This window comes from Streptomyces yokosukanensis, assembly GCF_001514035.1.
GTDB classification, from domain to species: domain Bacteria; phylum Actinomycetota; class Actinomycetes; order Streptomycetales; family Streptomycetaceae; genus Streptomyces; species Streptomyces yokosukanensis.
In genome coordinates, this window is the sequence record NZ_KQ948216.1 from 23,929 (window position 1) to 46,704 (window position 22,776).

The window sequence follows — 22,776 nt, forward strand, 5'->3', positions numbered from 1 at the left end:
GGGGTGAGGCGGCGGGGCGGCACCGGGGCCGCCCCGCCAGGGGTCGTACGTCAGGCCTTCACGAAGGTCTTGTACAGCAGGGTCGCGGAGAAGTTCGGGTCGAACTGGGCACCGCCCACCTTCGAGCCGTACACGTAGAAGCGGCGGGTGAACGTCTCGGGGATGATCGGCGCCACCTCCTGCATGATCTTCTTGTCCAGGGCGGCCCAGGCCTTGCCGGCCTCGGCCTGGTCCGGGATCACCGCGTTCTTCTTGATCGCGTCGTTGATCCAGCTGATGTTGGTCTGGGAGACGTTGTTCTGGCCGTTGCCGATGGCGGCACCGTCGAACACCGGCTGGATCATCGTGTAGGCGGTCGGCCAGTCCGGGGACCAGCCGAACCACATCACGTCGTACTGGTTGTTGATCTGCTGGATCTGGTCGTAGTACGACGTGGAGTCGACCGGCTTCATGACCGGCGTGAAGCCGGCCGCCTTCAGCGCGTTCTCGATGACGACCTTGGTCTTGAGGTAGGTCGGGTCCTGCGGGAAGGCGTACACGATCTTCTGGCCCAGCTTGCCGGCTTCCTTCAGCAGAGCCTTGGCCTTCTCCGGGTCACCCTGCGGCTTGGTGAGCTTGCCGTAGAGGTCGTACTTCTCGTAGCCGATGATGTCGGGGCTGAGGATCGTGGTCGCGATGTCACCGGCGGACGGGCCGCCGTAGATCTGCCGGATCTGCTGCAGAGGCCAGGCGTGGATGAGGGCCTGGCGGACCTTGAGGTCGGTGATGCGCTTGGTGTTGATCGGGTAGTAGTAGGTGCCGGTGATCAGGCCGTTGAAGGTGCGCTTCTTCAGCTCCGGGTCGGTCAGCACCTTCTGGATGCGCTCGGCCGGGACGCCCTTGTAGATCGACACCGCGTACTGGTCGTTGCCCTGGTCGGCGATCAGGCGGTCGGTGCTGTCGAGAGTCTCGACACCGAAGATGAACTCGAAGCCGTCCGGGTAGGCGTTGCGGATCGAGTCGGTGGCCGGGTCCCAGTACTTGTTGCGGGTCAGCACCATCGACTTGTCGGTGGTGTGCGCCTTGATCTTGTACGGTCCGCTGGAGGCCGGGGTCTTGTCGTACTTCTCCTTGGTGTCCAGCTTCACCGAGGTGGCGGCGTACGAGTGCATCGCCAGCGTGAAGTTGAAGTCCGGCTTGGGCTCAGCCAGCTTGAAGGTGATCGTCCGCTTCGCCTTGTCGGTGACGACCGAGTCCAGGTGCTTGCCCTTGTAGGGACCCTCGTAGGCGTCACGCCACTTGGCGCCCTTGCCGGTCAGCGCCATCTGGACGTAGGTGGCGGACTCGGTGATGAAGGGGGCCCACAGGCGCTCGATGCCGTGGCGCACGTCGTCGACGGTCAGCTCGCTGCCGTCCTCCCACTTCAGACCCTCCTTCAGCGTGAAGGTCCAGGTCTTGTAGTCCTTGGAGGGGGTGCCGGTGTCGGTGGCGAGGTCGCCGACCAGCTTCTGGTGACCGGTGGAGTCGATCTTGTAGCTGGTCAGGCAGCGGTGCAGCAGCAGCGCCACCGTGGAGTTGTACGCGTAGTAGATGCGCTGCGGGTCCAGGTGCGAGAAGTCGTCCGGCGCGAGGCCGTAGATCGTGCCGCCCTTCTTCGCGCCGGGGATCTCCGGGGCCGGGCCGGTGGAGTCGGCCTTCGTGCCGATGGTGACCTTGGCGCCCGTGTAGCTGGTGGCGCCGGCGCTCGGGGTGCCGTTGCCGCCCCCGCCGCCGCTGCTGCACGCGGACAGCAGCGTCGAGCCCGCGGCCGCGACAGAGGTGGCGATGACGAAGTTTCTGCGGGAGAGAGACATGGCTGCCCCGTTCGTAGTGGATGACAAGAGATACGTGACCCCGGCCGAGCCCCGTCGCCGGGCCGGGGGCGGAACTCAGCGCTTGGTCTTCGGGTCCAGGGCGTCGCGGACCGAGTCACCGAGCAGGTTGAACGCGACGACGAAGATCACCATGGCCAGGCCCGGGAAGAGCATGAAGGTGATGTCGTTCTGGTAGACCTTGGCGCCGTTCTGGATCATCACGCCCCAGTCGGGGGTGGGGTCCGAGAGGCCGACGCCGACGAAGGCGAGACCCGCTTCCGCGGTCACGTAGGCGGGGAGGAGGAGTGTTGCCTGGATGAGGATCGGGGTCCACAGGTTGGGCAGCAGTTCCTTGAAGATGATGCGGGCCGGTGAGGCGCCGGTGACCTTGGCGGCCTCTACGAACTCCCGCTCACGCAGGGCGAGCACCTCGCCGCGCAGCAGACGGGCGATGGAGGCCCAGCCGAAGACGGTCATCACGATGATCAGGCTGGTGACGGTGAGCCAAACCGGGGTGTTGTCCGTCGGCGGGACGAAGATCAGCATGACCACGGGCCAGAAGGCGATGAAGAACAGCGTCTGCGGGAAGGCCAGCAGGATGTCGATCACGCGGCCGACGAAGTAGTCCGTCTTGCCGCCCAGGTAGCCGGCCGTGATGCCGATGACGACACCGAGCAGGGTCGTCAACAGCGCGGCGGCGGTGGCGATCAGCAGCGAGTTGCGGATGCCGTAGAGCAGGAAGGTGAAGACGTCCCGCCCGAGCTGCGGCTCGATGCCGAACCAGAAGTCGGAGCTGATGCCGCCGTTGGGCTTGACCGGGTAGTTGAACTCGTTGAACAGGCCCGGGATGTTCATGCCGTACGTCGTGTACGGGTCCTTGCCGTACAGCTTGGCGATCAGCGGCGCGCCGATGCCCACGACGAAGAAGAAGATCACCACGAAGGCGGATATGACGCCCGCCCGGTCCCGCTTGAAGCGGGTCCAGGCCAGCCGTCCCGGAGAGCGGCTCTCGGTGCCCTTGGGGTTGCCGGGCTTCGCCGATGTGGCGCTGTCCTCTTTGGTCACCTCGAGTGGGGCGGCCGAGGAAGGGGTTGCGGGGGTCATGATGCTCCGTGCCTTGTGGCGTCAAGGCTCCGCAGGGCGCTCCCCTACGGGCTACGCCGGACTTTTTCAACGCAATTCATTCAAGGTCAATAAATTCTCGACCCCCTTGGTTGCCTCTTTACCTTCTTTACTCGTACTTTGCCGTTCCGTAGCTACGCGGGTAGCACGCCGTAATCAATCTGTGCTTCACATCGGACTAACTGGACGAATCGGTCAATGAGTTCGATATGCGGACGGTGGTGTGCCGAAATGCGTACATCGGCACGTCGTAATCCAACGTTTCGGCATCGTTGCGTGGAGATCTGTTGCGCGGTCCTCCAGAGATCATCCAAGTGGCTCCCGCCGGTCGCCTGCATTCGGATGACGTGTCCCCCTAAAGGCCCCTCAATCCGGCAGCGGGCATGCGGTATGCGGCTCATGAGCCGATATTGGCCGGTATCGGATTCGTGATCGCGGACGAGTCTCGGACGAGCCCCGGAGGAGGCAGCCATGCGGGGAGCCACGCACGCCCGATGGGCCGCCTGTGTGATCGCCGGGGGGCTGCTGGCCACCGCCTGCGGGAGCGGTGGCGGCTTCGGCGGTGCCGGGGTGCTGACCTCCTCCTGGGGTGACCCGCAGAACCCGCTGGAGCCGGCCAACACCAACGAGGTGCAGGGCGGCAAGGTCCTCGACATGGTCTTCCGGGGCCTGAAGAAGTACGACCCGCGCACCGGCAAGGCCCAGAACATGCTCGCCGAGCGCATCGACACCCCGGACTCGCGGAACTTCACGATCCGGCTGAAGGGCGGCTGGACCTTCTCCGACGGCGAGAAGGTGACCGCCCACTCCTTCGTGGACGCCTGGAACTACGGGGCCGGCCTGAAGAACAACCAGAAGAACGCGTACTTCTTCGGCTACATCGACGGCTACGACAAGGTGCACCCCGAGAGCGGCGCGCAGAGCGCCGACACCCTGTCCGGACTGAAGGTGGTCGACGACCGCACCTTCACCGTCAAGCTCAACCAGAAGTTCTCCACCTTCCCCGACACCCTCGGCTACGCGGCCTACGCCCCGCTGCCGCGCGCCTTCTTCACCGACCACGCCGCCTGGCTGAAGAAGCCGGTCGGCAACGGGCCGTACCAGATCGAGTCGTACGCCAAGGGCTCCGCCATGTCCCTGAAGAAGTGGGACGCATACCCCGGCCCCGACCCGGCCCAGAACGTAGGGGTGACGCTGCTGGTGTACACCGACAGCAACACCGCCTACACCGATGTGCTGGCGGGCAACCTCGACCTGGTCGACGACGTGCCCGCCACCCAGCTCAAGAACGTCGACACCGACCTGAACGGCCGCTACATCAACACCCCGGCCGGCATCCTGCAGACCCTGGCCTTCCCGTACTACGACCCGAAGTGGAACACCGACGGGGCGCGGAAGGTCCGCACGGGCCTGTCCATGGCGATCAACCGCAAGCAGATCACCGAGACCATCTTCCGGGGCACCCGCACCCCGGCCACCGACTGGACCTCCCCGGTCCTCGGTGTGGCCGGCGGCTTCAAGGCCGGGCTGTGCGGCCCCGCCTGCGACTACGACCCCGCGCAGGCCAAGAAGCTGATCCAGGAGGGCGGCGGGATCCCCGGCGGGCGCTTGAGGATCACCTACAACGCGGACACGGGCTCCCACAAGCAGTGGGTGGACGCCGTGTGCAACTCCATCAACAACGCGCTCGACAACGACAAGGCCTGCGTCGGCAACCCGATCGGCACCTTCGCCGACTTCCGCAACCAGACCACCGGGCACAAGATGACCGGTCCCTTCCGGGCCGGCTGGCAGATGGACTACCCGTTGATCCAGAACTTCCTGCAGCCGCTGTACTACACGGGCGCCTCCTCCAACGACGGCCTGTGGTCCGACAAGCGGTTCGACGGGCTCGTCGACCGGGCCAACGCCGAGACCGACCGGGCCACCGCCGTCCGGCTCTTCCAGCAGGCCGAGGAGGTCGTCCGCGACAACATGGCGGCCATCCCGCTCTGGTACCAGAACGGCAGCGCCGGCTACACCGACCGGCTCTCCCACGTGGCCCTCAACCCCTTCAGCGTCCCGGTCTACAACGAGATCAAGGTCGGCTGATCCCCATGGGGCGCTATGTCGCACGGCGGCTGCTGCAGATGATCCCGGTGTTCATCGGGTCGACGCTGCTGATCTTCGTGATGGTGAACGTGATGGGCGATCCCATCGCGGGCCTGTGCGGCGAGCGCGCCTGCGACCCGGCGACGGCCGCCCAGCTGAAGCGGGAGTTCGGCTTGGACAAGCCGCTCTGGCAGCAGTACGCGACCTACATGGGCAACCTCTTCACCGGCGACTTCGGCACCGCCTTCAACGGCCAGAAGGTCACCGAGCTGATGGGCTCGGCGTTCCCCGTCACGATCCGGCTCACGATCGTCGCCATCCTCTTCGAGATCGTCATCGGCGTGACGCTGGGCGTGGTGACGGGCCTGCGCCGCGGGCGGCCCATCGACACCGGGGTGCTGCTGGGCACCCTCGTGGTGATCTCCGTGCCCACCTTCGTCACCGGCCTGCTGCTCCAGCTGCTGCTCGGCATCAAGTGGCAGTGGATCAGCCCCTCCGTCCGCTACGGAAGCTTCGACGAGCTGATCGTGCCCGGCCTGGTCCTCGCCTCCGTCTCCCTCGCCTACGTCACCCGGCTGACCCGGACGTCCATCGCGGAGAACAAGCGGTCCGACTATGTGCGCACGGCGGTCGCCAAGGGCCTGCCCGCGCGGCGGGTCGTCGTCCGTCATCTGCTGCGCAACTCGCTGATCCCGGTCGTCACCTTCATCGGCGCCGACATCGGCGCGCTGATGGGCGGTGCGATCGTCACCGAGCGGATCTTCAACATCCACGGCGTCGGCTTCCAGCTCTACCAGGGCATCCTGCGCCAGAACACCCAGACGGTCGTCGGCTTCGTGACCGTCCTCGTCCTCGTCTTCCTCGTCGCCAACCTCCTCGTCGACCTCCTGTACGCCGTACTCGACCCGAGGATCCGCTATGCCTGAGCAGCCGCACGAACCCGAGGGGGCGATCGCCGGGACCGGCATGGGCGCCGCGATGGACCTGGGCGTGAGCGAGGCGGAGACCCTGGAGGGGACTGCGGGCGGCCCCGGGGGCACGGGCCCGGCGGGCAGGCCGCACAGCCTCTGGTCCGACGCCTGGCGGGACCTGCGCCGCAACCCCGTCTTCATCGTGTCGGCGCTGGTCATCGTCTTCCTGGTCTTCATCTCCCTGTGGCCGGCGGCGATCGCCTCGGGCAGTCCCCTGAAGTGCGACCTCGCCAAGGCCCAGGACGGCGCGGGCCCCGGCGCGCCCTTCGGCTACGACGGCCAGGGCTGCAACGTCTACACGCGCACGGTCTACGGCGCCCGTACGTCCGTCACGGTCGGCGTGCTGGCGACGCTCGGGGTGGCCGTCGTCGGATCGGTGCTCGGGGCCCTGGCGGGCTACTTCGGCGGCGTCTGGGACTCGGTCCTGTCCCGGATCACCGACATCTTCTTCGCGATCCCGGTCGTCCTGGGCGGCCTCGTGCTGCTGTCGGTGGTGACGAGCAACACGGTCTGGCCGGTCATCGGCTTCATGGTGCTGCTCGGCTGGCCGCAGATCTCCCGTATCGCACGCGGCTCGGTCATCACCGTCAAGCAGAACGACTACGTCCAGGCCGCCCGCGCCCTCGGCGCCTCCGACTCCCGCATCCTGCTGCGCCACATCGCCCCGAACGCCGTGGCACCGGTGATCGTCGTGGCGACCATCGCGCTGGGCACCTACATCGCGCTGGAGGCGACCCTGTCGTACCTCGGTGTGGGGCTGAAGCCGCCCAGCGTCTCCTGGGGCATCGACATCTCCGCCGCGTCCCCCTACGTCCGCAACGCCCCGCACGCCCTGCTGTGGCCCTCGGGCGCCCTGGCCCTCACGGTGCTGGCCTTCATCATGCTCGGCGACGCGGTCCGCGACGCCCTGGATCCGAAGTTGAGGTGATGGGGTCGTGCTGCTCGAAGTACGGGATCTGCAGGTGGAGTTCCGGACGCGGGACGGGGTCGCGCACGCGGTCAACGGGGTGAGCTACCGCGTGGACGCGGGGGAGACCCTCGCCGTGCTCGGGGAGTCGGGGTCGGGCAAGTCGGTGACCGCGCAGGCCGTGATGGGGATCCTCGACATGCCGCCGGGGCGGATCACCGGCGGCGAGATCCTCTTCCAGGGGCAGGATCTGCTCAGGCTCAAAGAAGAGGAGCGACGGAGGATCCGGGGCGCCGGGATGGCGATGATCTTCCAGGACGCCCTGTCGGCCCTCAACCCCGTGATCTCCGTGGGGGATCAGCTGGGCGAGATGTTCGTCGTGCACCGCGGGATGTCGAAGAAGGACGCGCGGGCCAAGGCCGTCGAGCTGATGGAGCGGGTACGGATCCCGGCCGCCGCCCAGCGTGTGCGGGACTATCCGCACCAGTTCTCCGGCGGTATGCGCCAGCGCATCATGATCGCCATGGCGCTGGCCCTGGAGCCGGCGCTCGTCATCGCCGACGAGCCCACCACCGCCCTGGACGTCACCGTGCAGGCCCAGGTCATGGATCTGCTCGCGGAGTTGCAGCGCGAGTACCGCATGGGGCTGATCCTCATCACCCACGACCTGGGCGTCGTGGCGGATGTGGCCGACCGGATCGCCGTGATGTACGCGGGGAAGATCGTCGAGTCCGCGCCCGTGCACGACATCTACAAGGCTCCCGCCCACCCCTACACGCGCGGTCTGCTGGACTCCATCCCGCGCCTGGACCAGAAGGGCCAGGAGCTGTACGCGATCAAGGGCCTGCCGCCGAACCTGACGGACATCCCGCCCGGCTGCTCCTTCCATCCGCGCTGCCCGATGGCCCAGGACGTCTGCCGCACCGGCGAACCCCCGCTGTACGAGGTCTCCGAGGTGCGCGGCAGCGCCTGCCACTTCTGGAGGGAGTGCCTGCATGACCGCGACCAGTGAGCCGATCCTGGAGGTCGACGGGCTCGTCAAGCACTACCCGCTGACCCAGGGCGTCCTGTTCAGGAAGCAGGTCGGCGCGGTGAAGGCCGTCGACGGCGTCGACTTCACGCTCCACAGGGGCGAGACCCTCGGCATCGTCGGCGAGTCCGGCTGCGGCAAGTCGACGGTCGCCAAGATGCTCTGCAACCTGGAGCGTCCGACGGCCGGCTCCATCCGGTTCAAGGGCGAGGACATCACCCGGCTGTCCGGCCGCGCCCTGAAGGCCGTGCGCCGCAACATCCAGATGGTCTTCCAGGACCCGTACACCTCCCTCAACCCCCGGATGACGGTGGGCGACATCGTCGGGGAGCCGTACGACATCCACCCCGAGGTCGCGCCGAGGGGCGACCGCCGCCGCAGGGTCCAGGAACTGCTGGACGTGGTCGGCCTCAACCCGGAGTACATCAACCGCTACCCGCACCAGTTCTCCGGCGGCCAGCGCCAACGCATCGGCATCGCGCGGGGGTTGGCGCTGCGCCCGGAGATCATCGTCGCCGACGAACCCGTCTCCGCCCTGGACGTCTCGGTGCAGGCCCAGGTCATCAACCTGCTGGACCGGCTGCAGTCGGAGTTCGAGCTGTCGTACGTCTTCATCGCGCACGACCTGTCCATCGTGCGGCACATCTCCGACCGGGTCGGCGTCATGTACCTGGGCCGGATCGTGGAGATCGGCCGGGACGCCGAGATCTACGACCACCCCACGCACCCCTACACCCAGGCCCTGCTCTCCGCGGTCCCGGTCCCGGACCCGGAGGCCCGTGAACACCGCGAGCGGATCATCCTCACCGGAGACGTGCCGTCCCCGACGGACATCCCCTCCGGCTGCCGCTTCCGCACCCGCTGCTGGAAGGCGCAGGAGCGCTGCGCCCGGGAGGTGCCGGCCCTCGCGGTGCCGGCCGCCTTCCGTGACGTGTCCGGGCCGGCGGCCCATGACTCGGCCTGTCACTTCGCCGCGGAGGGGCAGATGGCCGCGGCGCGGGACGAGGACGGCAACGGGCCGGGATGACAACGGGCCGGGATGACATGGCGCACCCCGGCCCGTTCACGGCACCCGCACGGCCGTACGCGGATCAGCCTTCCGCGTCCGTATATCGGTGCCGATTCACCGAAGTTGCCCGTGTGTTAACGCGGTTGAGGGTCATTCGCCGCGCTGCGGAAGGGAACGCCGCAGGAAGTCCAGCTGCAGCCGCAGCAGGTTCTCGGCGACGGCCTCCTGCGGGGTCATGTGTGTCACTCCGGACAGCGGCAGCACCTCGTGCGGGCGGCCGGCGGCGAGCAGGGCGGAGGACAGCCGCAGGGAGTGGGCGACGACCACGTTGTCGTCCGCCAGCCCGTGGATGATCATCATCGGGCGGTGCGGTTCGGCCGGGTCGACCAGGCCCGCGTCGTCGATCACCGAGTTGCGGCGGTAGACCTCCGGCTGCTCGTCCGGGAGGCCGAGGTAGCGTTCCTGGTAGTGGGTGTCGTACAGCCGCAGGTCGGTGACGGGAGCGCCGACGACCGCCGCGTGGAAGACGTCCGGGCGGCGCAGCACCGCGAGGGCCGCCAGATAGCCGCCGAACGACCAGCCGCGCACGGCCACCCGGCCCAGGTCCAGCGGGAACTCCTCGGCGAGCGCGTGCAGCGCGTCCACCTGGTCCGCGAGGACGGTGGCGGCCAGTTCGTCCCGGACCGACTTCTCCCAGGTCGGCGAGTGCCCCGGGGTGCCCCGCCCGTCCGCCACGATCACCGCGAAGCCCTGGTCGGCGAACCACTGCGAGGTGAGGTGGGCGTTGTGCGCGGCGAGCACCCGCTGTCCGTGCGGGCCGCCGTAGGGGTCCATGAGGACGGGCAGGGGAGTGTCACCGGGGTAGTCCCGCGGCATAAGCACGGCGCACGGAATTCTGCGTGCGCCCCCATGGGTGAGCGTCACCCGTGGGGACATACCGGGATCTTCGGCGTACGACCGGACAGCCGACGCCGGTTTTCCGTCACGCAGCACCTGGACCCGGGTGCCCGGACGGTCCGGCGTCGCGGACACGAGCACCGTCACGCCCGCCGCCCGCACCGCCGTGTGCACGCCCGGCTCCTGGGACACGCGCTCCACGCCCAGTTCGTTCACCCGGTACACATGGACTTCGCCAATCTCGGGCTCCTCCGCCTCCGTGCCCGCCGAGGCGGAAACCAGCACGTCCTGCGCACCCACGTCCAGCACCGCACGAATGTGCAACTGAGCGCTGGTCAAAGGCCGTTCACCGACCGCCAGCACGCGGGCGCCACCCTCGTCCGCGATCCGGACGAGCTGCCCCGAGGGGCTCCAGCAGGGCACTCCAGGGAAAAGTTCCAGCCAACTTGGATCTTCGTCGGCGTGCACCATCCGGGTGGCCCCCGTGTCCGGGTCCACCGCCAGGAACAGCTGGCTGCGCTGGTCCCGCGCCTGGACGAGCAGCAGCGGCGCACCCGCCGCTGACCAGTGCGCATGGGCCAGATACGGATAGCGTGCCCGGTCCCACGCCACCTCCGTGCGCTCTCCGTCGAGGCCGATCACGAACAGCCGTACGTCCGCGTTCGGCGTGCCCGCCGCCGGGTACGCGATGTTGCGTGGCTCACGCCCCGGGTGGGCCGGGTCCGCGATCCACCACCGCCGTACCGGCGTGTCGTCCACGCGCGCGACGAGCAGCCGGCGCCCGTCGGGCGCCCACCAGAAGCCCCGGGAGCGCCCCATCTCCTCGGCCGCGATGAACTCCGCGAGCCCGTGGGTGATCTGTCCGGGCCCGTCCGCGGACTCCGGTCCGGCGAGCGCCCGGTCGTCCTCACCTGCGGCGCCCACGACCCGCAGCGCGCCCCGCGAGACGTAGGCGATGTGCCGGCCGTCGGGGGCGGGACGCGGGTCGATCACCGGTCCCGGGACCCGGAGTTCACGCGTCGTGCCGACCCGCAGATCGGCCGTGAAAAGCCGCCCTGACAAGGCGAAAGACGCCAACTCCAGGGCCGTGTCTGTGGCGTAGCCGACGATGCCCGCGCCGCCCTCGCGGCTGCGCTCGCGGCGCGCCCGCTCTTCGGTCGACAGCTCTTCGAAGGCGCCGCCGAGCAGGGCGCCGGCATCGGCCGCCAGGCGCTCTTCGCCCTCCGCAAGGTCCATGACCCAGAGGGAGTTGGTCCGGTCGGTGCCGGAGGCGGAACGCAGGAACGCGACACGCGAACCGTCCGGTGCCACGGTGAACGCACGCGGCGCGCCGAGCGTGAATCGCTGGGTCCGGGCGTGCCGACGGGGGAAGGAGTCAGACTCGGTCGTCATACCCCGACCATATTGGCCATGCGCCCCCTTGTGCGGCCGTGCGCCGAGCGATGCGCGAGCACGCATAGTTATGATCACTACCGCTGTGTGGGTATGAACCTGCCTGCGTCTGCGTGGACTTTGCTCAACTGATCTAGATCTGGCGATCTTTGGAGGTGAGCCGCCGTGGCACTCTCGATTTCGGCGGTGGTGCTGCTGGCGATCATCGTTTTCCTGTTGATCAAGAAGTCGGGGCTGAAAGGCGGTCACGCGGTCGTCTGCATCCTGCTCGGCTTCTATCTGGCCTCCTCCACCATCGCCCCCACGATCAGCGAGCTGACGACGAACGTCGCGAGCATGATCGGCAGTATCAAGTTCTGATCGGTGGCGCCGAGTTCCGAGATCGCCTCGCGCTCGGTTGGATAGTTGCACTATCTTCCAGCCGTGGACCAACTGCGCTCCGATGACCCGACTCGTATAGGCCCGTACCGACTGATCGCCCGGCTGGGCGAAGGCGGCATGGGGCTGGTCTATCTGGGGCGCGACGAGGGCGGACGCACCGTCGCCGTGAAGGTCGTCCAGGCCGACTACGCCGGGCACCACGAGTTCCGCAGGCGTTTCGCCCGTGAGGTGGCCGCCGCCCGGCGGGTGGGCGGAAGCTTCACGGCGGACGTGCTCGACGCCGACCCCGAGGCCGCCGTGCCCTGGGTCGCGACCCAGTACATTCCCGGGCCCGACCTGAGCACCGTGGTCGCCAAGGACTTCGGGCCGCTGCCCGAGCACTCGGTCCGCTTCCTCGCCAACCGGCTCGCCCTCGCCCTCCAGGCCGTGCACGCGGCGGGCCTGATCCACCGTGACCTCAAGCCCTCCAACGTGCTCGTCACCGTCGACGGCCCCCGCGTCATCGACTTCGGCATCGCACGGGCGATGGACAGCCTCTCCGGGGACAGCCTGCACACCCGCACCGGCATGCTGATCGGCTCTCCCGGCTTCATGTCGCCCGAGCAGGTCCGCGGCCTCGAACTCACCCCCGCCAGCGACGTGTTCTGCCTCGGCGCCGTCCTCGTCCACGCCGCCACCGGGCGCCTCCTCTTCGGCGCCTCGGAGACCGGCCTGAACGCCCACCTCTTCCGGATCGCCGAGGACGAGGCGGACCTGACCGGCGTACCCGAGTCGCTGATCGACCTCGTCCGCGCGTGCCTGCACAAGGACCCGGCCGAGCGGCCCACCCCGCAGCAGGTGGCCGAGCGCACGCAGACGGAACGGGACGGGGAATGGCTGCCGGGCGCGGTACTGGCCCAACTGGGCCGCCACGCCGCCGGGTTGCTGGACTTCGCCCCCGTGCCGCGCCCCGAGCCCGTCGCGGACGCGCCGGGCGCTCGGCCGGACCGCGCGCCGCGCTCGCCCAGCCCCAGGTCTGGGTCGAGCCACGGCCGCAGGCCCAGCCGCAACCCCAAGTCCCGCCTCAGCCGCAGGTGTCGGTTCCGCTGCCGCCGCCGCCCGGCTACACCCCGACGACTCCCGCCCCGGGCGTCCGGCCCCCCTCGGGCCCGCATCCTCGGCGCTGGTGGGGGCTCGCGGTGCTCGCGCTGGCGCAGCTGACCGTGCTCTTCCAGGCGCATCCGGGGTGGTGGCCGTTCGCCCAGGCCGACCTGCACCTGGGCGTCGGGGGGCCGGCGCCCCTCGCCTACGGGTTCTTCTTCGGTGGCCTGCTGCTCTTCGGCGGGCAGCTCGCCGACCGCGTCGGAGCGAGACGGACCCTGGTCGCCGGCCTGGTCGGATTCGCGCTGGCGTCCCTGCTCGGCGGCGCCTCCACCGCGGCCGGGATGCTGGCTGTCGCCCGCGCCCTGCAGGGCGTCTTCGCCGCGCTGGTCACACCGTCCGCGCTCGCCCTGGTCAACACCGCCTTCAGCGACCCGAAGGAACGCCGCAGGGCCTTCGGGATCTACGCCTCGGTCGGCGTCGGCGGTGCGGCGTGCGCGGTGCTGCCGAACACATGGCTGGCGGAGGCGACGGACTGGCGCCTGTGCCTCTTCGCCGCCGCCCCGGTGGCCACGGTCGCCCTGGTCGGCGTGCTCACCCTCGTGCACGACGCGCCGCGCCGCGCCGGCGCCCGCTTCGACGCGCTCGGCGCGCTGCTCGGTTTCGCCTCGGTCGCCGCGCTCACCTTCGGTCACTACCACGCCGAAGAACAGGACGCCTGGACGGCCCCTCTGGCCGTGATCCCGCTCGCGGGCGGCGCCCTCGCCCTGGTGACCTTCCTGTGGTGGCAGACGAGGACGTCGAGCCCGCTCATTCCGCCGTACGTCCTGCGGGACCGCGGTCGGATCGGCTGCTACCTGACCATGATCCTCTCGGGTGTCGGCACCTTCGGCCTCTTCGGGATCCTGAACTTCTACCTGCTGGCCCTGCGCGACTACGCCCCGACCGCGGCCGGAATGAACTTCCTGCTCCTCTTCATCGCGCTCGTCCTCGGCGCCACCCAGGTCTCCGCGCGCCTGCTGCACCGTGTCGCGCCCCGCGTCCTGGTCGTGGCGGGACTGCTGACGACGGCTCTCGGCCTGGTGCTCATGATCGCCACGGAGTCCGTCGACGGCCACGCGCCCGACCTGGTCGGCATGCTCGTCATCGGCTTCGGCCTCGGCACCGCCTTCATGCCGCTCTACGCTCTGGCGGCCGACGCCGTCGCCCCGGAGCACTCCGGCGCGGCGTCGGCGGCTCTCACCGTGACCCAGTACTTGGGCGGGACGATCGGTTCGGTCCTGCTCGTCACGGTTGACTCCCCCCGCATGCTCTGGGGCGCGACCGCCGCCGTCCTGCTCGCGGCCGTCCTCGCCGCCCCGCTGATCAGCGCGGGTACGCGTCCGACGCGTACGGCAGGAAGCGGGCCCACGCGTCCGGCGTGAGGGCGAGCTGGGGGCCGGTGGCGGTCTTGGAGTCACGGACGTGGATGGCGCGGGGTGCTATCGCGATTTCGACGCAGGAGTCACCGTCGGGGCCGCTGCTGTAGCTGCTCTTGAACCAGTCCAGGGCTACTTCGACGCAGGAGTTGCCGTCGTTGCCGCTGCTGTAGCTGCTCTTGAACCATGCCAGCTTCATTTCTCTCCTAGCAGGTGCTCGATGAAGGCCAGCGACTCTCGTGGAGAGAGCGCCTGAGCCCGGATCGTGCCATAGCGCAGCTCAAGGACGCGAAGCTGCCGTGGATCGGTGATCGGCCGCCCGTTGAACGCGCCGTCGGAGCGCCCCACCGCCGTACCGTCCGGGAACTTCAGCAGCTCGATCCGACCAACCAGCCCGGAGTGGGTTTCGCAGTCCAACGGCATTACTTGGAGTACGACGTTGTGCAGGCGGCCCACCTCCAGCAGGTGTTCAAGCTGGTGCCGCCACACCATTCTGCCGCCGAGGGGGCGGCGTAGCGCCGCCTCTTCCTGGACGAAACTAAGCGCGGGCGCGGGAGAACGCTCGAACACGGATCCACGAGCCGTGCGGGCGGCCACCATGCGAGCGACCTCGTCCGGCGAGTACGGGGGCTGCATGGCCTGGAACAAGGACCTGGCGTGTTCCGGTGTCTGCAACAGGCCGTTGATGCTGTGGCTCTCGTAGATGCCAATCTCCACCGCCTGAGCCTCGAGTTTCGCCAGTTCCCGAACCCTCTTCGGATACCGGACCTTGGCCACGTCCTCCTTCATGGCCGAGATGAGCCCACCCGCCCGCAACACCCTGTCGGCCTTGTCCAGATACTCCGGCCTGGGAATCCGCTTCCCGCCCTCGATCTTGTAGACCATGTCCTCGCCGTAGCCGACCGCCTTGGCGAAGTCACCGGCCTTCATCCCCACCGCTTCCCGGCGGAGCTTCAGCTGGCGTCCGACCGTGGCGATGACCGCGACACCCCACTCGTCGTCCGGATCCACCTCCCAACCCGGCTCGTCCGCCTCGCCCTTGACCTCGTCCGTCATCACCCCTCCTGACAAGCGCAGACACACCGGACAACCGCTGGACAGTCACCGTACGCAACGGCTTGGTCACTCATCACCGTAAGCGCCACCGGCCACTCTGAGTGACGTGAATCAGAAAATCGCCGAGGATCCGACCCAACTCGACGGCGGCATCCCCAACTTCACCGTCCTGCTGTCCTCCACCCCGCGAGGTGCCCGCCTGGCCCGGCTGCTCGCGGCGGACCAGCTCCGGAGCTGGGGGCTTCCGGCGGATCCCGCGACGCTGATCGTGGCCGAGCTTGCAGCCAACGCCGCGACCCACGGCCGGCTGCCCGGCCGCAGCTTCCGGCTGACGCTCTACGTCGTCGGCGCCGTCCTGCGGATCGAGGTCACCGACACGCGCGGTGAACGCCCGCCCAGACTCCAAGTGCCGGACGCGCAGGCCGAGTCCGGGCGCGGGCTGCTGCTCGTGGACGCGCTGGCGGACCGCTGGGACGTCGCCGAGGGCCGGTTCCCGCGCAAGACCGTCTGGGCCGAACTGGCCCTTCCGTCACCGGAACCCGCCCCCACGGGCTCCGGTGGCGCACGCGACTGAAAGCCAAGGACGGACCTGGGGAAAGAACCCCACCAAGCCCCACCCCTCCCGCCCGCGCCCCCATGCTCACTCGGCCGGGTGAATATGCCCGAGGCAGCTGGATTTCGCGGCCCCTGGCGGCTCTACGCTCAGCGCAACACGACACAACCGCAGACATGCGACGGCCCTCGCCGGGACTGGCATCCCAGTGCGAGGGCCTGACCACCGAGGAAGTAGGAGCTTCCCGATGGATACGCAGAACCCTAGCGTGCCCCCGTACGCCCAGCCCCCTGTCACGGGCGACAAGCACCCGAACCGGGGTCCCCGACCCCGGCATTCCGGCGGGCTCGTCCACGAGCACACCCGCCACACCGCGCGCTTCACGGTGATCGGCAACCACCTCACCCAGCACCCGGACCTCTCGCTCCTCGCGATCGGACTGGCCTGCCACATCCAGTCGTTGCCGAAGGGCGCCCGCGTCGACATCAAGAGCCTGGCCGTACGGTTCCCGGAGGGAGCGACCCGTATCGCCGCCGCGCTGCGCGAACTGGAGGCCCACGGCTACCTGCGCCGCGAGCGGGCGCGCGTCCCCGGCGGCCGTATCGTCACGCGGACGGTCTCCTGCAACCAGCCGATGGCCCGGCGCCACCCCTCCGGCAGCTCCGGCTGCCCGACCCAGCGGCCGGCCCGACCGGCGGCGGCACCGGCGACGCGCCAGCCCCGCGCCGCCCGCAAACCCCTCCCGGCCGTGCCGCAACCGTCCTGCGCGGCCCCGGCCCTCGTGCGGGCCGCCACCGACCTCCTCGCGGACCTGCGTCGCCACGACCCGTGCCTGCTCCTCTCGGCCGCCGACACGGCGCATCTGGCCCCCGGCGTCGCCGCCTGGCTGGAGCGGGACGTCAGCGCCGCCGCCGTACGGCAGGCGCTGACCGGCGACCTTCCACCCGAAGGGCCACGACGCCCGGCCGCCCTGCTGGCCCACCGGCTCGCCGCCCAGCTGCCGCCCCCACCGCCGTTCCGCGCACCGGCGGCCCCGCCGCCCGTACGCCACCCGCTCCAGACCTGCGACGGCTGCGAGCGCGTCTTCCGCTCACCTCACCCCGGCCGCTGCCGCGACTGCCGAACCGATCTCCTGGAGGCCGCCCGGCGTGAAGCCGACGAATTCCGGTCATCGGTACCGGGCCAAGTGTGACTTCGTACGTCACCATCGCCGACCGGACCATCCCGACGGACGGTCTGCCGCTCTACAAGGATGAGACGAGTGCCTCGTAGGGTGGTGCCCATGACGGAACTGCCCGCTCGGCGTCTGCTGCTGGTGCACGCGCACCCGGACGACGAGTCGATCAACAACGGCGCGACGATGGCCAGGTACGCGGCCGAAGGCGTGCACGTGACCCTGGTCACCTGCACGCTCGGGGAGCGGGGTGAGGTCATCCCGGCCGGGCTGCGGCATCTGACGGGGCCCGCGCTGGGCGCGCACCGGCGTGGGGAGCTGGCCGAGGCCGTGCGCGCACTGGGCGTCGGCGACGCCCGGCTGCTCGGCGGGGCGGGACGCTACGGCGACTCCGGGATGATGGGCATCGCGGACAACGACGACCCCGGATGCTTCTGGCAGGCCGACGTGGACCAGGCCGCGGGCCACCTCGCCGACGTGATCCTGGACGTCCGCCCCCAGGTCCTCGTCACCTACGACGACCAGGGAGGCTACGGCCACCCGGACCACATCCAGGCCCACCGCGTCGCCATGCGCGCCGTGGACCTCGCGGCCGAGCGCGGGCACCGGATCGACAAGGTGTACTGGAACCGCGTCCCGCGCACCGTCGTCGAGGCCGCCTTCGCCCGCCTGGAGGACGAGCTGCCCGTGCTGCCCTTCGACAAGAGCGCGTCCATGGACGACGTACCCGGCGTGGTCGACGACGAGCGGGTCACCACCGCCGTCGACGGCGCCGCCCACGCCGCCGCCAAGGCCGCCGCGATGCGCGCCCACGCCACCCAGATCGACGTGGCCGAGCCGTACTTCGCGCTCTCCAACGAACTGGCCCAGCCGCTGTTCACCACCGAGTACTACGAATTGGTGCGGGGCACGGCCGAGCCCGGGGAGAGCGACCTGTTCGCCGGACTCGACCTGGAGGGGACGTCATGACCGACGGGGGACAGGGCTCGCTGCTCGCCCAGCCACTGCAACGGCCCTCGGCCGCACGGGTCGCCGCACATGCCGGACTCTTCCTGCTCGGTGCCGTCACCGGTCTCGCCGGGACCCTGGTCCAGGCCGCCTGGTTCCCCGGCGGGCTGCTGCTCGCCCTCGTGGGCGCGGCCGGGCTGTTCCTCGGCGGGGCGTACGCGACCGGTGGCCGGGGCGGGGCGGTCGCACCCGTGGCGGGCTGGATCGTCGCCGTCGTCCTGCTCACCACCGCGCGGCCGGAGGGCGACTTCCTGTTCGCCGCCGGAGGCACCTCGTATCTCTTCCTGCTCGGCGGCATGGCTCTCGCTGTGATCTGTGCCACCCTTGGCGCCGGGCGGCAACCTCGCGGCGGTCCCGCCCGACTTGGCAAGTGACGTACCACTTCGCCGTGCGGCGCGCGTGCGAGTCCGGTGTGGGTTTCCTCGACGGTCCCGGGATGAGCGCCAGAAGTGGCCAGTATGGTGGTGCGCGCCGCCGAGCCTCCCGAGCAGTCAGGTCGTAACCGGCGGTGGAGCCAACTGGGAGAACCTGCCTTGAGTCGTGAAACTGACACTCCGTCCTCCGGGCCCAACGGGCACGGCGGAGCCGCGTACCCCTCCGGCACGCCGCCGTACGGGACCCCCATGGCTTCCGACGACGGTACGGACACCGGCCGTTCGGCCCCCCGGCCGGAGGAGAAGAAGACCGAGACCACGCTGACGACGCGGATCCGGATCAACATCCCCGGATCCCGGCCCATCCCGCCGGTCGTCGTGCGCAAGCCCGTCGGGGACGCCGACGGCGCCGGGGACGAGGCGCCCGCCGCCGACCCGCGGCCCGCGCCCGAGCGTACGTCCGCCCCCGCCGCCGAGGCGCCCGCCGAGCCCGGGGCCCCGGCCGGCGAGAAGACCAGCGACTGGTTCGCGCCCCGCAAGTCCTCGCCCGGCAAGGGCGGTCCGGGCGGCCCGGCGGCGAACGGGGGCGTGGGATCCGGCGGTTCGGGCGGTTCGGGCACTTCCGGCACTTCCGGCAGTTCGGGTGGTTCGGGCGCTTCCGCTCCTGGTTCCGGCGCGCCGGGCACCCGAACGGGTGGTTCGGGAGCATCCGGTGCCGCCGGTGGCACCGGCGCACGCTCCGGCGGCGGGCGTCCCGGCGGTGTGGTCGGCTCCATGAGCGTGCCGGGCGGCTCCCGCTCCGGCAGCACGAACGGCAAGGGGCTGCCCGCCGCCACCGGCGGCCCCGTCGCCCCCGGGCACGGCGGCGGCACCGGCTCCTTCGACGTCACCGAGGCGCTCGCCGCGGGACCGCTGGGCGGCGGCTCCCGCCCCGGCGCGTCCGGCGGCGAAGCGCGCCGCGACGACCTGCCGTACTTCTCGGAGAACGCCGGCCAGGACGGCTTCGGCGGCGCGGGCGCCCCCGGTGCGAACGGCCAGAACGGCTTCGCCGGTACCGGCGCGGGCGGCCCCGGCGGCCCCGGCGGTCCGGGCGGTCACGACGGCTTCGGCGGCGCGGCGGGCGCGGGCGGCACGAGCGGTCTGGGCGGCCCCGGTGGTCCCAGCGGCTTCAACGGCCCGCACGGGCGCGGCGGTCCCGGCGGCCCGCAGGGCCCGGCCGGACCCACCACCGGCCCGGTCACCGGCGACGGCCCGCTCGTCCCCTCGGGCACCGACCCCTTCGCCGACCTGCCCGGTCCGAGCGGCTCGCTCGGCACGGGCGGCTACGACGGCCCCGGCGGCCGGGGTGCCCGGGCCCCGCAGGCGCCCCACGGCGCCCTCTCGGACCTCGACCTCGAAGGCCCCGCCGGATCCGCCGGCCCGAGCGGTCTCGGCGGTCCTGCCGCCGGTCCCGCCGGCCCCGTCGGTCTGGGCCCCGGCGGCGGGCTCAGTGACGACACCGCGATCCTCACCCCGCAAAAGCCGGCCCCCGAACCGGGCACGCCCGGCTACCGCCGCGCCGACAACGTCTCCGGACACACCGTCACCAGTGGCATCCCGGTCGTCCCCGGCGCCGGTGCCGCCCCCTTCGGCGGCTCCGCGACCGACGGCAAGGCCCCGCAGTCCCCGGCCGAGCCGCAGCCGGCCCCCGCGCCCAAGGCGCAGGCCAAGCCGAAGAAGAAGGGCCGCAGCAAGGTGGTGCTGCTGGGCGTCGGCGTGGTCGTCGTCGCGGGCGGTGCCTACGGCGCCGGACTGCTGATGAACCACACCGATGTCCCCAAGGGCACCACGGTCCTCGGTGTGGACATCGGCGGCGGCACCCGTGACGACGCCGTCAAGAAGCTCGACGACGCCTTCGGCGGCCGGGTGAACAAGCCGCTGAAGCTCTCCGTCGGCGGCAGGACGGTCACCCTCACCCCGGAGAACGCCGGTCTCCAGTTCGACTTCCAGGCGACCGTGAGCAAGGCCGCGACCAGCGACTACAACCCGGTCCACGTCATCGGCTCGCTCTTCGGGCAGAAGCGCGTGATCGAGCCGGAGATGCCGGTGGACGAGGAGAAGCTCCAGGCGGCCCTCCAGCAGGCCGGCGGCGGCTCCGGCTCGGTCGTCGAGGGCGGCATCGACTTCCAGGCCGGCCGGGCCGTCGCCGTCTACGGCAAGGCGGGCAAGGCGATCGACGCGGGCCAGTCGACCCAGGCGGTCGAGCAGGCCTACCGCGCGCTGGTGGAGACGGACACGGCGGCCCCGGTCACCGTCCCGTCGGCCACCCGGCAGCCGACGGTGTCGAAGGTCGAAGTCGACCGCGAGATGAAGCAGTTCGCGGAGCCGGCGATGTCGGGCAAGGTCACGGTGCGGACGGACGCGGCGCACACGGTCCTGATGAGCCCGGAGAAATCGCTCTGGAAGTTCCTCAAGGTGGTGCCCACCTCGGACGGCAAGCTGGTCGACAAGCCCGACCTGAACGCCCTGAGGCAGCTGTACGGCAAGACCTTCGACGGTGTGCTCATCACCCGCGCCAACGGCAAGAAGACGCCGGTCACCCCGCAGGAGGTCTACATCGCCCTCCGCCAGGCCCTGATCAGCACGACGAACCGGGTCGCAGTCATCGACACGAACCCGAGCTAACCGGAACGCAGACACGGCGAAGGGGGCGTCCACCGTACGGCGGGCGCCCCTTCGCCGTGTCCGTCACCCGATCGGCATGACATCTGTCATCCGGCACTCAGGACCCCCGACACTGCCCCGCCGCGGGTCCCTGACGCGAACATGGTCACCATGACGACAACTGCGGCACCGGCCGCCACCACCCCGGTGGTCGGCTTCGATCAGGTGACCAAGACCTACGGCAGCGTGCGGGCCGTCGACGGGATCTCGCTCCGACTGCACCCCGGCGAGACCGTCGCCCTCCTCGGCCCCAACGGGGCCGGCAAGTCCACCACCCTCGACCTGCTCCTCGGCCTCAAGCACCCCGACGGCGGCACGGTGAGCCTCTTCGGCGGCACCCCGCGCGAGGCGATCGCCGACGGGCGGGTCGGCGCCATGCTGCAGAGCGGCGGCCTGATGGACGAGGTCACCGTCGCCGAGCTGGTGAAGCTGGCCTGCTCGCTGCACCCGCGGCCGTACAAGCCCGCCGAGGTGATGGCCCGCGCGGCCATCGAGCAGATCGCCGACCGCAAGGTCAACAAGCTCTCCGGCGGCCAGGCCCAGCGCGTCCGCTTCGCCCTCGCCACCGCCGGTGACAGCGACCTGATCATCCTGGACGAGCCGACCACCGGCATGGACGTCTCCGCCCGCCAGGCCTTCTGGGCCACCATGCGCGAGCAGGCCGACCAGGGCCGTACCGTCCTGTTCGCCACCCACTACCTCGAAGAGGCCGACGCCATCGCCGACCGGGTCCTGGTGCTGCACCGCGGCCGGCTCCTCGCCGACGGCACCGCCGCCGAGATCAAGGCCAAGGCTGGCGCCCGCCGGGTCGCCTTCGATCTGGAGGGCGACATCGACGGGGCCGCCCTGCGCGCCCTGCCGTTCCTCACCTCGATCGACATATCGGGCCAGACCGTCCGCATCCAGTCGTCCGACGCCGACGCCACCGTCCACGCCCTGTACGGCCTCGGCGTCTACCCCCGCAACCTCGAAGTCGCCGGCCTCGGCCTGGAGCAGGCCTTCGTCGCCATCACGGAGGCCGAGGAGGCCAAGCAGTCATGAACGCCCTGATCAAGCTCGAACTGGCCCGCGCCCTGCGCAACAAGAAGTTCCTGTTCTTCTCGGTGCTCTACCCCACGTCCCTCTTCCTGATCTTCTCCAGCAGCTCCGGCTCCGGCGAGAAGGTCGACGGCACCGGCCTGACCGTCGCCACCTACCTGATGGTCTCCATGGCCTCCTTCGGCGCCCTGACCGCCGTCCTCATGGGCAACAGCGAGCGCATCGCCAAGGAGCGCGAGAGCGGCTGGGTGCGGCAGCTGCGGCTGACCACGCTGCCCGGTCGCGGCTACGTCTTCGCCAAGATCGCCAGCGCCGCCGTGGTGAGCCTGCCGTCGATCATCGTGCTGTTCGCCGCCGCCGCCGCGATCAAGCACGTCCACCTGGGCGCCTGGCAGTGGCTGGCTCTCACCGGGGTCATCTGGGCCGGCAGCCTCGTCTTCGCCGCGCTCGGCGTCGCCATCGGCTACCTCGCCACCGGCGACGCGGTCCGCCCGATCACGATGATCATCTACTTCGGTCTGTCGATCCTCGGAGGCCTGTGGATGCCGTCCACCACCTTCCCGAAGACGCTGCAGGACATCGCGAAGTGGCTGCCCACCCACGCGTACGCTGCTCTGGGACGGGCGATCGAGCAGAGCCAGGCGCCCAGCGCGACGGACGTCGCCATCCTCGCCGTCTACTTCGTCCTCTTCGCGGGCGGCGCGGCCTGGCTGTACCGGAAGGACACGCTGAAGGCGTGA

The 22,776-nt window shown here is 70.4% G+C and carries 20 protein-coding genes; 15 read left to right on the top strand and 5 right to left on the bottom strand.

Translation table 11 applies throughout. The features are described 5' to 3' along the window. Nucleotides 1–50: 50 nt before the first annotated feature. Together AQI95_RS26165 and AQI95_RS26170 are read right to left on the bottom strand one after the other, a co-directional pair. Nucleotides 51–1,832, bottom strand: coding sequence for an ABC transporter substrate-binding protein (locus tag AQI95_RS26165; protein ID WP_067128684.1), 1,782 nt, complete (start codon nucleotides 1,830–1,832; stop codon nucleotides 51–53). A gap of 75 nt (nucleotides 1,833–1,907) precedes the next feature. Then, nucleotides 1,908–2,936: an ABC transporter permease gene (locus tag AQI95_RS26170; protein WP_067128687.1), complete on the bottom strand. Its 1,029-nt coding sequence runs from the start codon at nucleotides 2,934–2,936 to the stop codon at nucleotides 1,908–1,910. Nucleotides 2,937–3,425: 489 nt separating this feature from the next. On the opposite strand from AQI95_RS26170, the gene AQI95_RS26175 reads away from it, so the two are divergent. The 5 genes from AQI95_RS26175 to AQI95_RS26195 are packed head-to-tail and all read left to right on the top strand — an operon-like array spanning nucleotide 3,426 to nucleotide 8,980. Continuing rightward, the gene (locus AQI95_RS26175; RefSeq protein ID WP_067128690.1) at nucleotides 3,426–5,045 is read left to right on the top strand and encodes a peptide ABC transporter substrate-binding protein; all 1,620 of its coding nucleotides are present in this window, start codon (nucleotides 3,426–3,428) and stop codon (nucleotides 5,043–5,045) included. 5 nt (nucleotides 5,046–5,050) lie between these two features. Then, complete coding sequence (locus AQI95_RS26180; RefSeq protein ID WP_067128693.1) at nucleotides 5,051–5,971, top strand: ABC transporter permease; 921 nt, start codon at nucleotides 5,051–5,053, stop codon at nucleotides 5,969–5,971. Next, the gene (locus tag AQI95_RS26185; RefSeq protein ID WP_067128696.1) at nucleotides 5,964–6,944 is read left to right on the top strand and encodes an ABC transporter permease; all 981 of its coding nucleotides are present in this window, start codon (nucleotides 5,964–5,966) and stop codon (nucleotides 6,942–6,944) included. The genes AQI95_RS26180 and AQI95_RS26185 overlap by 8 nt, the downstream gene beginning before the upstream one ends. A 7-nt stretch (nucleotides 6,945–6,951) precedes the next feature. Beyond that, nucleotides 6,952–7,935 (top strand): ABC transporter ATP-binding protein, encoded by a 984-nt coding sequence (locus AQI95_RS26190; protein WP_067128700.1) that lies wholly within the window; start codon nucleotides 6,952–6,954, stop codon nucleotides 7,933–7,935. Continuing rightward, nucleotides 7,919–8,980 carry an ABC transporter ATP-binding protein gene (locus AQI95_RS26195; protein WP_067128703.1) on the top strand — a complete coding sequence of 354 codons (1,062 nt, stop codon included), beginning with the start codon at nucleotides 7,919–7,921 and terminating at the stop codon, nucleotides 8,978–8,980. The genes AQI95_RS26190 and AQI95_RS26195 overlap by 17 nt, the downstream gene beginning before the upstream one ends. A gap of 132 nt (nucleotides 8,981–9,112) precedes the next feature. On the opposite strand, the gene AQI95_RS26200 is transcribed toward AQI95_RS26195, so the two are convergent. Continuing rightward, nucleotides 9,113–11,251 (bottom strand): S9 family peptidase, encoded by a 2,139-nt coding sequence (locus tag AQI95_RS26200; RefSeq protein ID WP_067128706.1) that lies wholly within the window; start codon nucleotides 11,249–11,251, stop codon nucleotides 9,113–9,115. Between the two features lie 165 nt (nucleotides 11,252–11,416). Here AQI95_RS26200 and AQI95_RS26205 point away from each other — a divergent pair, with 165 nt between their 5' ends. From AQI95_RS26205 to AQI95_RS26215, 3 genes are all read left to right on the top strand, one after another. Beyond that, the gene (locus AQI95_RS26205; RefSeq protein ID WP_067128709.1) at nucleotides 11,417–11,611 is read left to right on the top strand and encodes a hypothetical protein; all 195 of its coding nucleotides are present in this window, start codon (nucleotides 11,417–11,419) and stop codon (nucleotides 11,609–11,611) included. Between the two features lie 63 nt (nucleotides 11,612–11,674). After that, on the top strand, nucleotides 11,675–12,832 hold the full coding sequence (locus tag AQI95_RS26210) for a serine/threonine-protein kinase (RefSeq protein WP_107121747.1): 1,158 nt from the start codon (nucleotides 11,675–11,677) through the stop codon (nucleotides 12,830–12,832). Continuing rightward, nucleotides 12,811–14,136, top strand: a complete 1,326-nt coding sequence (locus AQI95_RS26215; RefSeq protein WP_067128715.1) for an MFS transporter — start codon at nucleotides 12,811–12,813, stop codon at nucleotides 14,134–14,136. Before AQI95_RS26210 ends, AQI95_RS26215 begins: the two co-directional genes overlap by 22 nt. Here the strand turns inward: AQI95_RS26215 and AQI95_RS26220 are convergent. Both AQI95_RS26220 and AQI95_RS26225 read right to left on the bottom strand, forming a co-directional pair. Continuing rightward, the gene (locus AQI95_RS26220; RefSeq protein ID WP_067128718.1) at nucleotides 14,078–14,329 is read right to left on the bottom strand and encodes a DUF397 domain-containing protein; all 252 of its coding nucleotides are present in this window, start codon (nucleotides 14,327–14,329) and stop codon (nucleotides 14,078–14,080) included. The genes AQI95_RS26215 and AQI95_RS26220 overlap by 59 nt on opposite strands. Continuing rightward, entirely contained in the window at nucleotides 14,326–15,186 is an 861-nt protein-coding gene (locus tag AQI95_RS26225; RefSeq protein WP_067128721.1) for a helix-turn-helix domain-containing protein, read from the bottom strand. The genes AQI95_RS26220 and AQI95_RS26225 overlap by 4 nt, the downstream gene beginning before the upstream one ends. Nucleotides 15,187–15,292: 106 nt before the next feature. Between AQI95_RS26225 and AQI95_RS26230 the strand changes: the two genes are divergently transcribed. The 7 genes from AQI95_RS26230 to AQI95_RS26260 all read left to right on the top strand — a co-directional run bounded on the left by AQI95_RS26230 (nucleotide 15,293) and on the right by AQI95_RS26260 (nucleotide 22,776). After that, entirely contained in the window at nucleotides 15,293–15,760 is a 468-nt protein-coding gene (locus AQI95_RS26230; protein WP_067128724.1) for an ATP-binding protein, read from the top strand. A 226-nt stretch (nucleotides 15,761–15,986) separates the two neighbouring features. Then, nucleotides 15,987–16,931 (top strand): helix-turn-helix domain-containing protein, encoded by a 945-nt coding sequence (locus AQI95_RS26235; protein WP_208614267.1) that lies wholly within the window; start codon nucleotides 15,987–15,989, stop codon nucleotides 16,929–16,931. 90 nt (nucleotides 16,932–17,021) lie between these two features. After that, on the top strand, nucleotides 17,022–17,882 hold the full coding sequence (mshB, locus tag AQI95_RS26240; RefSeq protein ID WP_067128730.1) for an N-acetyl-1-D-myo-inositol-2-amino-2-deoxy-alpha-D-glucopyranoside deacetylase: 861 nt from the start codon (nucleotides 17,022–17,024) through the stop codon (nucleotides 17,880–17,882). Next, the gene (locus tag AQI95_RS26245; RefSeq protein WP_067128734.1) at nucleotides 17,879–18,295 is read left to right on the top strand and encodes a DUF6113 family protein; all 417 of its coding nucleotides are present in this window, start codon (nucleotides 17,879–17,881) and stop codon (nucleotides 18,293–18,295) included. Before mshB ends, AQI95_RS26245 begins: the two co-directional genes overlap by 4 nt. Before the next feature lie 159 nt (nucleotides 18,296–18,454). Continuing rightward, entirely contained in the window at nucleotides 18,455–20,959 is a 2,505-nt protein-coding gene (locus AQI95_RS26250) for a hypothetical protein (RefSeq protein WP_067128737.1), read from the top strand. Nucleotides 20,960–21,109: 150 nt separating this feature from the next. Beyond that, nucleotides 21,110–22,039, top strand: coding sequence for an ABC transporter ATP-binding protein (locus tag AQI95_RS26255; RefSeq protein ID WP_208614268.1), 930 nt, complete (start codon nucleotides 21,110–21,112; stop codon nucleotides 22,037–22,039). Next, nucleotides 22,036–22,776 (top strand): ABC transporter permease, encoded by a 741-nt coding sequence (locus tag AQI95_RS26260; RefSeq protein WP_067128743.1) that lies wholly within the window; start codon nucleotides 22,036–22,038, stop codon nucleotides 22,774–22,776. Before AQI95_RS26255 ends, AQI95_RS26260 begins: the two co-directional genes overlap by 4 nt.

Coding starts and splice junctions, on each gene's coding strand:
- AQI95_RS26165 (WP_067128684.1), bottom strand. CDS start 1,832: ATGTCTCTCTCCCGCAGAAACTTCGTCATCGCCACCTCTGTCGCGGCC.
- AQI95_RS26235 (WP_208614267.1), top strand. CDS start 15,987: ATGGATACGCAGAACCCTAGCGTGCCCCCGTACGCCCAGCCCCCTGTC.
- AQI95_RS26170 (WP_067128687.1), bottom strand. CDS start 2,936: ATGACCCCCGCAACCCCTTCCTCGGCCGCCCCACTCGAGGTGACCAAA.
- AQI95_RS26245 (WP_067128734.1), top strand. CDS start 17,879: ATGACCGACGGGGGACAGGGCTCGCTGCTCGCCCAGCCACTGCAACGG.
- AQI95_RS26220 (WP_067128718.1), bottom strand. CDS start 14,329: ATGAAGCTGGCATGGTTCAAGAGCAGCTACAGCAGCGGCAACGACGGC.
- AQI95_RS26175 (WP_067128690.1), top strand. CDS start 3,426: ATGCGGGGAGCCACGCACGCCCGATGGGCCGCCTGTGTGATCGCCGGG.
- AQI95_RS26255 (WP_208614268.1), top strand. CDS start 21,110: ATGACGACAACTGCGGCACCGGCCGCCACCACCCCGGTGGTCGGCTTC.
- AQI95_RS26180 (WP_067128693.1), top strand. CDS start 5,051: ATGGGGCGCTATGTCGCACGGCGGCTGCTGCAGATGATCCCGGTGTTC.
- AQI95_RS26195 (WP_067128703.1), top strand. CDS start 7,919: ATGACCGCGACCAGTGAGCCGATCCTGGAGGTCGACGGGCTCGTCAAG.
- AQI95_RS26225 (WP_067128721.1), bottom strand. CDS start 15,186: ATGACGGACGAGGTCAAGGGCGAGGCGGACGAGCCGGGTTGGGAGGTG.
- AQI95_RS26200 (WP_067128706.1), bottom strand. CDS start 11,251: ATGACGACCGAGTCTGACTCCTTCCCCCGTCGGCACGCCCGGACCCAG.
- AQI95_RS26185 (WP_067128696.1), top strand. CDS start 5,964: ATGCCTGAGCAGCCGCACGAACCCGAGGGGGCGATCGCCGGGACCGGC.
- mshB (WP_067128730.1), top strand. CDS start 17,022: ATGACGGAACTGCCCGCTCGGCGTCTGCTGCTGGTGCACGCGCACCCG.
- AQI95_RS26260 (WP_067128743.1), top strand. CDS start 22,036: ATGAACGCCCTGATCAAGCTCGAACTGGCCCGCGCCCTGCGCAACAAG.